The organism is Candidatus Chryseobacterium colombiense (assembly GCA_029203185.1).
Lineage (GTDB): Bacteria > Bacteroidota > Bacteroidia > Flavobacteriales > Weeksellaceae > Chryseobacterium > Chryseobacterium colombiense.
This window is the reverse complement of sequence record CP119310.1, coordinates 2,046,994-2,060,646: the sequence shown is the minus strand read 5'-3', so window position 1 is coordinate 2,060,646 and position 13,653 is coordinate 2,046,994. Positions and strand designations below refer to the sequence as shown.

Sequence of the window (13,653 nt, the reverse complement as noted above, 5' to 3'; positions counted from 1 at the left end):
TTATGAGAATAAATGGAAGCTGTCGATATTTGTTTGTCATCTTATTTTCTAATTCCTTATTTTTATACCATATTAAAACGCTATTAAGTGAAATAGTTGAAGATTATATTTTCATAAAGATATTTTGATATTTTCTTGAATGAATTTTAATCTTTTAATGGCTAATTTTGATGCTTAGATTGAATAATATACAAACCTATACTGTATGAAGAAATACCCTGTTCCTGAAAATGAAGCAGAAAGATTGGAAAGACTGAAAATCTATGATCTTTTAAATCTTGGAAAAGATCCTGATTTGGATGTATTTGCCGAAGCGGCTTGTCTTATTGCCGATTGTCCTGCTTCACTCATTGCTATGATGGAACAGGAAACACAGACGATTCAAAGCTGTGTGGGAATGTCTTTAGATTTTGTTGCCCGTAAGGATACAGTCTGTCAATATACTATTATGGATAGGGAAGTATTGGTAATTAATGATACTTTTTTAGACTACCGATCATCTTCTAATGCAATCATTAGAGAGGGTGGTATCCGTTTTTATGCCGGAGTTCCGTTGATTGATGAAGTAGGTTTGATTCTGGGAACATTATGCGTTATAGATTACAAGCCTAAAACACTTTCCGAACCTCAAATCAATTCTTTGAAGAAACTGGGAGAGGCGATTACCAAAATATTGATAAGTAAAAGAAAGAATATTCAGGCAGAATATTTTTCTGAAACCTTTGCTATAACCAACAATATTATTTGTGTGCTGGATAACGGCTTCAAATTGAAAAATGTAAATCCGGCTTTCGAAAATGTCTTTCAGCTGAATAAAAACGATGTTATTGAAAGAGACTTCATAAGTCTTTTAGGGAAAAATAACGAAAAACTGAAAGAATTGTACAGGGATTTACCCTCTAATGAAAATGGAATAGACTATACAACCTATACTGCAACAGCTGACGGAGATATCATTATAGAATGGCAGGTGAAACAGAATATGGGGAAAACTGAGATTTTCTGTTTTGGTAGAAATATTACTCAGGAAATGCAGGAACGCCAGAAACTGGAAAGTTCGGAGCGCAGATTCAGAAACTTTTTTGAGAATGCTATCGGATTGATGAGTATGCATGATATGGAGGGCAATATTTTGTCCGTAAATGAAAAAGGGCGTGAAGTTCTGAAATATCCTAAAGAAGAGGTTGCTTCTTTAAATCTGAAGGATTTAGTACCTGCAGGTCATCGCGGATTACTGAATCAGTATTTATTGCGCATTAATGCTAATAGAGAAGATTCGGGAATGATGATCCTTCAGGCAAAAGATGGAGAACAGATCTACTGGATGTATCACAATATGGTAGAAACCGACGAAACAGGCACTCCATATGTAGTAAGTACAGCATTGAATATGACCGAACGTATTCATCTGGAAAGAGATTTGATCAATACAAAAAAAATACTGGAACAAACGAGTTCCGTTGCTCAGGTAGGAGGTTGGGAAATGAATCTTAAATCTCGTGTAATGCTGTGGTCAGAATCGACAAGGGAGATTTATAAAGTCGATAAAAATTTTACTCCGGATTTTGAAAGCCTGATTGCATTTTATGAAAGGGAAAGTGAAAAAAGAATGAGATTCCTGCTGACAAGAGCAATAGAAAAGGGAATTTCCTTTGATGAAGAATTCCAGCTTAAGAGAACAGACGGAACAGTTATTTGGGTAAGAGTAAAAGGAATCCCTGAATTCGAAGGTGATGAATGTGTTAGGATTTTTGGAATTATTCAGGATATCGATGCGGCTAAAAAAACATATCTTGAACTGGAACGAAAAGAGGCGATGCTTCAATCTTTTGTCAATAATGTACCTGCTGCGGTTGCTATGTTTGACAAAGACCTGAACCATGTTTCAGTAAGTAAAAGGTGGAAAGAAGAGTTTCACCAAGGAAGCCAGGATATTATTGGGAAAAATCTATTCAGTATTTATCCCGATGTACCGGAAGAAAGGAGAAAAATTTATAAAGATGCACTACAGGGTATTCCATATAAAAATGAAAACCAGGTATTTGAGATCGTAGGATTTGATGAACCTCAACATTTTAACTGGGAAGTAATTCCTTGGAATATGAATGATGGAGAAATAGGAGGAGTCATTATTTTTACGCAGAATATTACAAATCTTGTAAAAACTAATGAAGAGCTTAAAAAAGCTAAGGAACTGGCTGATCTTGCGAGTAGAGCAAAATCTGAGTTTTTAGCGAATATGAGCCATGAAATCCGTACTCCTCTTAATGGTGTGATAGGATTCTCAGATCTCTTGTTAAAAACCCCGTTAAATGACACACAGGTTCAGTATCTGAATTACATAAACGAATCAGGCAGTAGTTTATTAAATATAATTAATGATATTCTTGATTTCTCTAAAATAGAATCGGGTAAGCTGGAGCTGTTTATAGATAAATATAATATCTATGACCTGGCAAATCAGGTTGTAAATGTAGTTCTGTATCAGGCACAAAGAAAAGATCTGGAACTGCTTCTTAATATCGAGCAGGGATTACCTCGAACGTTATGGCTGGATGAATCCAGAATCAAGCAGGTCTTGATCAATCTTTTGGGAAATGCAGTGAAATTTACAGGACAGGGAGAAATTGAACTTAAAATTGAAAAACTGAAAAGTGATGAAAAAAAGGTCACGATTCGTTTTTCTGTAAGAGATACAGGAATAGGAATTCCTTTAGAAAAACAACAGCGTATTTTCGACGCCTTTACCCAGGAAGACAGTTCGGTAAGTAAAAAGTACGGAGGAACAGGTCTTGGCCTCACTATTTCTAACAATATCCTGAAATATATGGGAAGCAACCTTTCATTGAGCAGCGAAATTGGAAAAGGATCCGTATTTTTCTTTGATCTTGAAATCCCTTATGAAATAGAGGATCTTGATGATATTGCAGACTTAGAAATAGAGCGTGTGCTTATTGTGGATGATAATGAAAATAACAGAATGATCCTGAAGCATATGCTGGAATATAAAAACATAAAGTCTGAATTAGCAGCAAACGGATTGGAAGCCATTCAGCTCCTGATGCAGGGCGAAAGATTTGATGTCATCTTAATGGACTATCATATGCCAATTTTATCAGGTCTTGAAACGATAGATAAAATTAAAGAGCTGTTTAAGAAACAGGGAGAAATGACACCGCTTATTGTACTTCACACTTCTTCTGAAGAACATGAAGTGATTTCCTCTTTCCGTCAGGATGAAAAATCATATTGTTTGCTGAAGCCTATTAAATCTGATGAACTTTATACAACATTGAGCAGGGCAATTCAATACACTAAAAAAGATGCTGAAGTTCCTGCTGCGAAACCAAATGCCAATGAGTCGGTATTTATGCAGCCTCTTAAAGTATTATTGGCGGATGATAATCCGGTGAATATGGCACTTAATCAAAGAATGATGAGCTCACTTACTCCTAATGCTGCGCTAGTAGAAGTTGTAAACGGGCAGGAAGCTTTGGATCAATGTAAAAAAGAACAGTTTGATCTCGTTTTAATGGATGTTCAGATGCCTGTCATGGACGGAATTGAAGCTACAAAACATATTCGTCTGTTATCAAATTATGTAAACATTCCTATTATAGGGGTAACAGCAGGAAGCGTTACAGGAGAAAAAGATAAATGCTTAGAATCTGGAATGTCAGATTTTCTGCCTAAACCTCTTAGACAGAATGATCTCTTCAATATGTTGAAAAAGTATTTAGCTCATGAACACGCAGAAGAAATACCAATAAAAGATGATGTACCGATAGGAGAATATTTGGATATGGATATGCTGAAAGAGCAGATTGGGGAAGACGAAGGATTTAAAACATTCTTCTTAAATTTGGTCATTCAGGAGCTTACCCAATCATCAGAAAAACTAAAAAAGATTACAGAAGAAAGAGATCTTAATGCGGCAAAAGCATTTTTACATAAATTAAAAGGAACCTCGGGAACTGCCGGCTTGTTTAGATTGGCACAATCAGCTTCAGACTGGGAAAAGAATTTAGATCAGAATTCTGATTATGAAGTAATGGAAGCTGCCATAAAAGAGGAAATAACAATAGGAGAAAGCTTAATAAATAAACTAATAAATCAATAAAAACTAAAAAAATAATAAGTATGTTAATCTTGATTGCTGAAGATGATGAGTTGATATTAAAAACAGTAGAACACAAACTTTTAAAAGAAGGTTATGAAGTAGTGGTTACACGCAATGGTAAAGACGCTATTGATACCATTAAAGAAAGAGAAATAGATCTCATTATTACAGACATTATGATGCCTTTTGCTTCAGGTACGGAGATACTTGCTGCAGTAAGATCATTCGGTAAAAAAATCCCGGTGATCATGCTTTCCAGTTTAGGACAAGAAGAAGTGGTGTTGGAAGCTTTCGATTTAGGAGCTTCAGATTTTATGGTAAAGCCTTTTAGTCCCAATGAATTAATACTACGTATAAAAAGACTCACCGCTAAATAGAAAAAATGACCGCACTATTTCTATATGTTTCGGTACATGAGCTGTTCCTTACCTTTTTAGGAATATTAATATTGGTACTGCTTTTAATTATAGTTGTACTTTCATATAGCTTTCATCAGTACAAAACACTGACTCATATTCATCAATGGTCCGATATGATCGACGAAAAAGTTTCGGAGGCGATCGTTTATGGTCCGGAAGAAAAAAAAGACGATGAGATTTTTAATACCTATTCACAGGAATCTTCATTCAGAAACCTGTTTTTAGAAAGATTGGTGGCTTCTGAGAAAAAATTTTCAGGAGGAGCACAGGATGAGATTAAAAAAATTTTTACGGATTATAATCTGCAGAAAGAGGCCTTCAAAAAACTAGAACAAAAAAAGCCTCATCTTATTGCAGAAGGTATACAGGAGCTTACGGCGATGAAAGTAGAATCTGCGGTTCCTAAAATTATGCCGTTTCTGAAGCATCCTTCTCCTCAGGTATATCAGGAGGCGCAGTATGCAATGGTTGTGTTCAACGGATTTCAGGGGTTGCATTTTCTTAATGACTTTGCTTACATCATTTCTGACTGGCAGCAGCTTCGTTTACTCAGGTCAATCAATCTGGATCCCGATCAGTGTCAGCAGGTCGTTAATGTCTGGTTAGACAGCCAGAATACTTCGGTGATTATTTTTGCCTTGCGATTGCTTAGAAAATTCCAGATGCTGGCTTTTTATAATAAAGCAAGAGCTTTGTTGACTCATCCGGCCATAGATGTCCGTATAGAAGCGGTAAAAGCATTACAGTCGCTGGAAACACCTTCTACCATTACAGAATTTAAAGAAATCTATGAAGAGCAGCCTCTTGAGGTACAGATAGAAATGCTGAAAGCGATGAAATTATCTCACGACCCTCGTTGTGCTGATTTTTATAAAGAAAAATTGAACGGAACAAATCTTCCGGGGATAAAAATTGCTGCTGCTGAAGCCCTTCTTTCGTTAGGATATCATGATTATCTGCTGGAAATCATAGAAAATGATGCTTCGTGTCCGCAATTAGTTCAGATTATTAAACATGCATTACAAGAAAAGATATGATAGAATTCTCCCATATTATTTATGAGATTGTTATTTGGCTGTTTTTACTCTATTCGGCTGCTGTTTTTCTCATCTATGCATGGATAGGAATTTATGCCCTCGGAGCGGTGGTTCGGTATAAAAACGAAAACACTTTTACAGATTACAGTATCATTGCTGCCAATCCCAATGCTCCTGTTTTCAGTCTTATTGCGCCTGCATACAATGAAGGGATGACCATTGTAGATAATGTGAGATCTCTGTTATCGCTCTATTATTATAATCTGGAAATAATTATTGTCAACGACGGGAGCAAAGATGATTCTATGGAAAAACTGATTCAGGCATATGAGCTGGAATCCGTTTCATTTTTTGTACAGGGAGATATCGAAACCAAACCGATACGTGGAATTTATAAAAGTAAAAATCCAGCTTTTAAAAAACTTATCGTTGTAGACAAAGAAAACGGAGGAAAAGCTGATGCTTTGAATGTTGGAGTCAATATTTCTTCCGGAGAATATATTGTATGTATAGATGTTGACTGTATTCTTGAGCAGGATGCGGTTCTGAGGCTGGCAAAACCATTCTTGGAGCAGACTGATAAAAAAGTAATTGCCTGTGGAGGAGTAATCCGATTGGCAAACAACTGTAAAATAGAAAACGGTAAGGTTACCGATGTAAATATACCTAAAACCTGGCTGGGAAGAAGTCAGGCATTAGAATACATAAGAGCATTTGTATTAGGGCGAATGGCGTGGTCCAGAGCATCCGGATTAATTCTGATCTCAGGAGCTTTCGGAGCGTTTGATAGGAGTATAGTCTTGGCCTGCGGAGGATATGACAGAAATACCGTAGGAGAAGATATGGAACTGGTGGTACGAATGAGAAGGTACATGGAAGAAAAAAATGAGCCCTATGAAGTCGTGAATATCCCAGATCCTTTGTGCTGGACGGAAGTACCGGAAACAAAAGATATTCTGAAAAAACAGCGAAACCGTTGGATGCGTGGTACTATGGAGACCCTTTGGAAACATAGAAAACTTATGTTCAATCCTAATTACGGTAAATTGGGTATGATAAGTCTTCCATATTGGTTCTTTTTTGAATTTCTAGGTCCTTTGGTAGAATTTTCGGGAATTATCATATTCTTTATTTTTTTAATTCTGGGAATAGTTAACTGGCCATTCTTTTTGGTACTTTTTGCATTAGTAATCTCCACCGGGATTCTTTATTCTATCTATGCCATTCTGGTAGATCTTATAAGCAGGCAGGTATATACGAAAAGAAAGGATTTTCTTACCTTAATTTTTACGGCTGTGATAGAACCTTTTTATTTTCATCCGGTCGTGGTAAAAGCAGGAGTAAAAGGATTTATAGATTATTTTAAAAAATCACATGCCTGGGGCGAAATGACGAGGCAGGGCTTTAGCCAGGAAGATAAAAATTTACCCTGGAAGAAGCGTGTTCTTGCTATATTTAAACTAGGTCTTAGACAATGGGGTGTTTTCGCTATGGTATTCTTATTTTTATTTACATTAGGAATATTGATAGAATGGGCGTGGTATCGCTATAATTTCAAAGATTTTGATGATTCTTTATTAATAAAAAGTCTTTTCGTAAATAACTTAATATTTGTATTCCAGATTATTTTCGGCATGGGGATTTTGTATCTGACCCTGAACTTCATAAAAGAGAAATGGGCAAAAATGTTGGCCATGACATTGTTTACGGTGATTATAGTTGCTCAGTATATATTGTTTTTATACTTTTTCGAATCTCATAATATATTAGGTGCAGATGTATTGTATTATAGTAAAGATGAAATGAAGCAGATTCTTGAGGCGAGCGGAATGCTGAATACTGAAAATATAGCATTAATGTGCCTTTTAATAGTAGGCGCATTCATTCCTTTCTGGTTTGCGGCCAAATCAAGTTTTAAATCATTTTATATTGGGGCAATCACTTTGGTGATCGGATTATCTGCATTTTTTATTCCTAAAGATACGTTGTTCTCTTTAGAAGCAAAAAATGAAAATGAATTTGAACAAAAGGCAGGACAGAGCAAATGGGCATATTTCTTTATTTCAAATACCGATAATTTTATCAGTGATCATCCGGAAATATCCGATATTTTAAATGGCCCGGAAACATTGGCTGCAGATCCTGAAATGCTGGACCAGGCATTTCCTTTCTGGAGGAAAGAAAAGACAAAAGATTTTTTCGGAGCCTATTTAAACCAGTCGCAGACTCCTCCGAATTTGGTTTTCATCACTGTAGAAGGACTTGGCCATGCGTATAGTTCACCCAATGGATATATTGGAAACTTTACTCCTTTTATCGACTCTTTGGCAAATAAAAGTTTGTATTGGGAATTTAACTTGAGCTCTTCAGGAAGAACATTTGCTGCAATTCCCACACTTACTGGCTCTTTGCCTTTTGGAAAAAACGGATTTCTGGAAATCGAGAAAACTCCTGACAATTTCAACTTATTCAACATTCTGAAAAAAAACGGATTTGAAACCGGATTTTACTACGGGGGTAATTCTTCGTTTGACCGGATGAGAGAGTTTTTAGAATATAGTAAAGTAGATCATATTATAGATCAGCAATCTTTTAAAGCTCCTTATCGTAAATTGCCTCAAAATAACGGTGAAAGCTGGGGATATGAAGATCAGGCGGTTTTTGGAAAAATGCTTGAAGTGCAGAAAGTACGGAATCAGCCATACTTTAATATGCTTCTTACATTGTCTACCCATAATCCGTTTTTAATTAACAATTCAAAATATTACGAATCAGTGTTTGACAAAAAACTGCAGTCAGGACAGATGTCGGCATCACAGAAAAAGTGGGCGTTGGAAAATAGAAAGCAGCTGGTTTCTGTTCTCAATCTGAATGATGCTTTGCAGAAATTCTTTGAAAACTACAAAAAACGGCCGGATTTTAATAATACAATTTTTGTGGTTACAGGAGATCACAGCATGCCGGAGATTCCTTTTGAAACCAAGATCGACAGGTATCATGTTCCTTTGATTATCTATTCTCCTTTATTAAAAGAAGCGAAACGTTTTAAGAAACGAGTAACTCATTTCGATTTAGCTCCGTCTATTCTGGCATATTATAGAACAAATTATAAACTGCATACTCCGTCTTCTGTAGCATGGATCGGAAAAGGGCTGACTAATGATGATGAAAATGAAAACGAGGGAACTCCTTTAATGGAAAGTAAAAATCAGCTTATTGATTATGTATACCGCAAATATCACTTTGTAGACAATCGCCTTTTTATATTACAGTCTAATCTTGATGAAGATGTACTAAATGATGAATCGGTTAAAAACGATATGAAAAGACGTTTTGATGAATTTAAAACGAAAAATAATAAGTTTTACTCCTCAGGAAAACTATTACCTGATTCTGTAGTAGCCAACTTTATGAATAAAAAAATACCAAAACCTTAAAAGGTTTTGGTATATCCTAGATTAATATCAAATTGATTTCCTTTTTCGTTTGGCCGGTATTCCTGGTTGTAATACGTGGCTGAAACCGAAAATAGGTTTGATTTGTTGATAGAAAAATTATATTCTCCGCCAATCTTGAAGGTTTTTAATTTGTAGGTCTCATTTTGCAGAAGGTTATTAATGCTCTCTTCCGGGCTTATTCCTGTTCCTATCTGGAAACCAAAATAATCATAAGCTCCTTTCGTATAATAACGCATCGTTCCTGTATAGGATTGCGAGATATTTTTATTATCTGGAGAAATATAAGTACGAAGATTAAACCAGAAGTTTTTGTAATATTTTCCGATAGAAGCAGTATACATCCAGATATTACTGCTGAAATACAGCTGTCGGTATCCAAGTTCTCCTTCAAAACTGTGCGGAAGATTTGCATACAGTGAAACCCCTGTACGGTATTTTGGGAATATGCCTACATCATTAGAATACCCTGCTCCTGCGTAAAGATAAAATGTCTTTGAGATTCTTGGATAAGCCTCCAGTTCAATCTGGGTTCCGTTTTGTGCAAATTTATTGGCATAATTACCTCTTATGATGAAAGAACCTATGGAAGTTGCTCTTTTGTAGCTGACTCCTATAATATGCCAGTCGTTATCAAACTGTTTATCGAAATGAGAGTAATTGTAAGTAATTCCTAAGGCGTTTTTTGAAGTTAATTCCTTAATTCTGTTAGCAAGGGCTCTGGCTTCGGTATTTTTAGGATTGATTCCCAAAACTGATGAGGTAGCCTTCTCAGCTTCAATATATTGATTATTGCTATTGTACACTTTTGCTTTCAGAAGCCATAATGCTTCTGATTGAGGATGATAGTTTAAGCCTTTGTCGAGGATGTTTATAGCTTTGTCATATCGATTGTTCCAGTATTCAAGAGAAGCGTAGGCAATAAAAAAATCTTCATCCTTAACATTTCTTTGGTCGAGTTTATCAAAAACCAGTCTTGCAGAAGGTAGGTCATCACTCCAAGTATATACTCTTCCTAAAAAAATGGATATATCTGTATAATCCGGTGATTTTTCCAAAGCTTGCTGAGAAAGTTTGATCGCAGTAGGATAGTCTTTTTCATCAAAAGCTGCTTTCCGGGCTTTAGCAAACAAGTCATCTGAAGTCAGATTTTCTTGGCTATACAACATAAGAGGTAATAATAGAAGGAGTAAAAAACTAAAAAGTGTTTTCATCATAGAAATAAATAATATGGTAAAGCTAATATTTTTTATAGAAATTATAATAAAGTTTTAAAATAGATTGTCAACTTATTTAATGTGTTTTTATAAACTAAATGAGTGTTAAAGAGGAATTTAAAAAACATGGGTAAAAAACATAAATAAAAAAATCCCTAAAATATGAAATAGTCAAAATTTTTTCATATTTTTACTAAGTATCTAATTGGTGAAAAATCTAATTGCGGGATATGTACTGTAAACACTTTATATTAATGTTTTTCCTATTTGCATCGTTGAAATGCCTTGCACAAGAGAGTGTGAGACTTAATATAAAGCTGTATCCTATTCAAACCCTTTCTGTTCCGAGCAATAATTCTGAAACTTTAGCACAAAATAAAACTTCTGTTGTAGTATCTGATGCTAAATATATTAAAGTATCAAGCCTTTCAGGTTTTCAGGTGAAAATGCACAGAGAAATTTACAATGCCGATAAAAAAACTTTTGCAGTAGAAAATAATTATAATAAAGACTATGCTTTTATTGATAAACGTAAAGGCGGAATTGATGAAAAAATTGCTATAAGTAATGATTTTCTATCAGAAGGCGATGTGAATAAAATTAATCTAGGTTCAAATAATGTATATCACACATTAGTGTATACGATTATTTCTCAGTAAAATTTCCTTTTTTTCGAAAATTCACTATGTGCCAAATAATATTTTTTCTGTTTTTGCATTTATTGTATTCTTAGCGTTTTTAAATTTTTGCAACATTATTTGATATATATAATATTTTATGCTTAATAAATATTGTTGTATTTTTTCTTTTATTCTGTTTTATTCTCAATTTTAGTTTGTGAGATATGGTTTTAAAACTTGTTTAAAATTACAAGTTTAAAGTCTTTTTTTACAAAATAACTCTAATTTATTGCGTCTACTTTTGCACTCGATAATTTAATGAATAATTAATAAACAGAAAATATAATTCAACAATGAAAAAATTTATCTTAGCATCTTTCGCTTTTTTAGGATTCGCAACAGTAAACGCTCAAACTAACCAAGTTACATTAAACGTTAAATTAAAGCCAATCCAGACTCTTGTAGTAAACCCGGCTCAAAAAGCTGTAGACTTAATCTATACAACTGCTGCTGATTATTCAGGTGGTGTTTCTTCTACTCAGGCAGATCACTTAACGGTGTACAGTACAGGAGGATTTGAAGTAAAAGTAAAAGGTGGAGATGCTAACATGGTAAACGGAGCAAAAAATATCGCTTCAAACACGATTACTATTACAGCTAGTAACGGAGCAAATAACTCAATTACAGGTGCTACTTATACACCGGTATCGCTTTCTAATAACGATCAGGTGATTGCTACTTCTGCTACAGGAGGTGTAAATAAAAATATTAACGTTACTTATGCAGGTGCAGGTGCAGATACTTATGTTAATAACTATATCGCTGGTCAAACGCCAACAACATATACAACTACACTAACATATACAATTCTTGCAAAATAAAATATATAATTAGGATATGAAGGGGAAAGTGTTGCAGAGAAATGTGGCACTTTTTCTGTATTATTACAAAAAATATTTTAATGAAAATACGGGTTGTAACTTTTTTGTTGTTTATGGTTTCAGTTTTGTGTAAAATAAATGCACAAACCGGTGTTTCAGTCTCTCCTCCCAGATTATATTTTGAGTCAGATTTAGGACGTAGCAATACACAGCAGGTTACCATTACTAATGTAAGTGTGAAAAATTCATTGGACTTGGCAGTAAGTTTAGGAGATTGGGAATATGATGGTAAAGGTGAAAATATGATGTATCCTGCCAATACTTTACCTGTTTCTTGTGCCAACTGGATTTCTGTAAAAAAAGAAGACTCTTATTTTACACTGGCTCCGGGAGAAAGGAAAGATATTGATGTTACTATAACGGTTCCAAACACTTTATCGGATAAGTTGGCTGCTCATTCTGCGGTTTTATATGTAAGTCAAATGAATCCCGTAGATGATGTGGATAGTAAAGGAGCCAATATAAAAGTAAGCATCCGTTCTGGAATTAAACTTTTTCATAAACTTTCTTCTGCCAATGTCAAGAAAATTGAAATTCAGAATCTGGTGTATGATAAATCTAATAATAAACTTTCTCTGTTTTTTGAAAACCAGGGAAATGTATGGATAGACGGGAGAGTATACACTGACTTAGTAAACACACAAACCGGAAAAAAAACAACGCTGGATAATATTGTTTTTTATACGATGCCCGGAAACAAAAGAGATATGGATATTGTTCTGCCTACAAAATTGGAGAAAGGAAAATATACAGCCTCTGTAATGATTGACTACGGCGATGCCAATAATTTGGAAGTTGGAGAGTTAAACTTTAATTATGACTAAAAAAATCTTTATTATATTCTTGTTCGTTTCGTTTTATTGTTTTGCGGGGAAATTAACTTTTAAACCTTGGGAGAATAATAGCTTTCTTCAAATTAATTCTTACAATGGAAATATGAGCCAAAATGCTTTCACGGTAAGATTTGATGGTAATGGAAATATTGACGAACCTAAATGGAGACTTTCAGCACAGTTAAAAGGAATAATTACCAACGGAACTTATACTTTTCCTGCAGATAAAGTTTCTTTTCAGCCTGTTTTTACTACAGGAAGTGCAACACCTGGGCCGGTTCCGACTATTCAGCAGATTGGAATGCCTGCAAGTGTTTTTTTACAAGAAAACGTTGAAAAATATTTGGTACCCAGTTCTAATGCTCCTCTTTCGAATACGTCTAACTCAAATGGTCCTTTCTATATGGAGATGGGATTCAGTTTAACTGTTGCGGGTGGCGCTTATCTTGGAAATTATCCTGCTTGGACAGAATTTACCGTTCCTGTTGAAATGGCAGCGTATGACCAGTACAACAATCTGATTGGTAAATCAGTCATTTATTTTAAACTACAGATTGCACAGCTTTCGGGTACACCTCCGACTAGTACTGAAATGTCATTGAAACTTGCCTCTGATGCAATCAATGGGACATTGGAGTTTAAAACAATGCAGGACTATATAAACGGAGTAAGTGTGTCTTATCCAAGTGCACTCATTGTAAAAAGTAACACCAATTATCAGGTTAAAGTGAAATCGATGCAGGGGCAGTTCATTTCTGCGGCGGGGAATACATTGCCTCTCGATGCAGTGCAGATGGTACTAAACCCCGTTTCCGGAAATACAGGAAGTGTATTTCCTATTTCATTAAGTACCTCTTCCCAATTGGTGGCGAAAGGAGGAACTACACAAAGTGCTAATGTATATTATGATATCAAATATTCTACCTCGGCCAATGATAATAGATTTGTACAGGCAAAGATGGAAGACTATGCAACTATAATTCAGTATGAGATAATACCTCAATAACAAAA

9 protein-coding genes and 1 pseudogene are annotated in these 13,653 nt (G+C 35.0%); 9 read left to right on the top strand and 1 reads right to left on the bottom strand.

Features of this window, described 5'->3' with window-relative positions:
- The first annotated feature begins 205 nt into the window (after positions 1–205).
- The 5 genes and pseudogenes from P0Y62_09130 to P0Y62_09110 all read left to right on the top strand — a co-directional run bounded on the left by P0Y62_09130 (position 206) and on the right by P0Y62_09110 (position 9,013).
- Entirely contained in the window at positions 206–4,120 is a 3,915-nt protein-coding gene (locus tag P0Y62_09130; protein ID WEK71715.1) for a response regulator, read from the top strand.
- Between the two features lie 20 nt (positions 4,121–4,140).
- Positions 4,141–4,497 (top strand): response regulator, encoded by a 357-nt coding sequence (locus P0Y62_09125; protein WEK71714.1) that lies wholly within the window; start codon positions 4,141–4,143, stop codon positions 4,495–4,497.
- 5 nt (positions 4,498–4,502) lie between these two features.
- On the top strand, positions 4,503–5,576 hold the full coding sequence (locus P0Y62_09120) for a HEAT repeat domain-containing protein (GenBank protein ID WEK71713.1): 1,074 nt from the start codon (positions 4,503–4,505) through the stop codon (positions 5,574–5,576).
- A pseudogene (locus P0Y62_09115) lies at positions 5,573–6,988 on the top strand (glycosyltransferase). Before P0Y62_09120 ends, P0Y62_09115 begins: the two are co-directional and overlap by 4 nt.
- A 735-nt stretch (positions 6,989–7,723) precedes the next feature.
- Complete coding sequence (locus P0Y62_09110) at positions 7,724–9,013, top strand: LTA synthase family protein (protein ID WEK71789.1); 1,290 nt, start codon at positions 7,724–7,726, stop codon at positions 9,011–9,013.
- On the opposite strand, the gene P0Y62_09105 is transcribed toward P0Y62_09110, so the two are convergent.
- Positions 9,010–10,248, bottom strand: a complete 1,239-nt coding sequence (locus P0Y62_09105) for a YaiO family outer membrane beta-barrel protein (GenBank protein ID WEK71712.1) — start codon at positions 10,246–10,248, stop codon at positions 9,010–9,012. The two genes, P0Y62_09110 and P0Y62_09105, sit on opposite strands and share 4 nt — an antisense overlap.
- Before the next feature lie 254 nt (positions 10,249–10,502).
- On the opposite strand from P0Y62_09105, the gene P0Y62_09100 reads away from it, so the two are divergent.
- The 4 genes from P0Y62_09100 (at position 10,503) to P0Y62_09085 (ending at position 13,648) form a co-directional block, all read left to right on the top strand.
- A complete protein-coding gene (locus tag P0Y62_09100) occupies positions 10,503–10,907 on the top strand; it encodes a hypothetical protein (GenBank protein ID WEK71711.1) in 405 nt (134 codons plus the stop codon).
- Positions 10,908–11,221: 314 nt separating this feature from the next.
- Positions 11,222–11,749 (top strand): hypothetical protein, encoded by a 528-nt coding sequence (locus tag P0Y62_09095; protein WEK71710.1) that lies wholly within the window; start codon positions 11,222–11,224, stop codon positions 11,747–11,749.
- An 80-nt stretch (positions 11,750–11,829) separates the two neighbouring features.
- On the top strand, positions 11,830–12,633 hold the full coding sequence (locus P0Y62_09090) for a molecular chaperone (protein WEK71709.1): 804 nt from the start codon (positions 11,830–11,832) through the stop codon (positions 12,631–12,633).
- Positions 12,626–13,648 (top strand): hypothetical protein, encoded by a 1,023-nt coding sequence (locus tag P0Y62_09085; GenBank protein ID WEK71708.1) that lies wholly within the window; start codon positions 12,626–12,628, stop codon positions 13,646–13,648. The genes P0Y62_09090 and P0Y62_09085 overlap by 8 nt, the downstream gene beginning before the upstream one ends.
- Positions 13,649–13,653 lie beyond the last annotated feature (5 nt).

What these genes read in the sequence shown, in the direction of transcription:
- P0Y62_09085 (WEK71708.1), top strand. Translation starts at nt 12,626, where the DNA reads ATGACTAAAAAAATCTTTATTATATTCTTGTTCGTTTCGTTTTATTGT.
- P0Y62_09105 (WEK71712.1), bottom strand. Translation starts at nt 10,248, where the DNA reads ATGATGAAAACACTTTTTAGTTTTTTACTCCTTCTATTATTACCTCTT.
- P0Y62_09090 (WEK71709.1), top strand. Translation starts at nt 11,830, where the DNA reads ATGAAAATACGGGTTGTAACTTTTTTGTTGTTTATGGTTTCAGTTTTG.
- P0Y62_09125 (WEK71714.1), top strand. Translation starts at nt 4,141, where the DNA reads ATGTTAATCTTGATTGCTGAAGATGATGAGTTGATATTAAAAACAGTA.
- P0Y62_09100 (WEK71711.1), top strand. Translation starts at nt 10,503, where the DNA reads ATGTTTTTCCTATTTGCATCGTTGAAATGCCTTGCACAAGAGAGTGTG.
- P0Y62_09095 (WEK71710.1), top strand. Translation starts at nt 11,222, where the DNA reads ATGAAAAAATTTATCTTAGCATCTTTCGCTTTTTTAGGATTCGCAACA.
- P0Y62_09120 (WEK71713.1), top strand. Translation starts at nt 4,503, where the DNA reads ATGACCGCACTATTTCTATATGTTTCGGTACATGAGCTGTTCCTTACC.
- P0Y62_09130 (WEK71715.1), top strand. Translation starts at nt 206, where the DNA reads ATGAAGAAATACCCTGTTCCTGAAAATGAAGCAGAAAGATTGGAAAGA.
- P0Y62_09110 (WEK71789.1), top strand. Translation starts at nt 7,724, where the DNA reads ATGCTGGACCAGGCATTTCCTTTCTGGAGGAAAGAAAAGACAAAAGAT.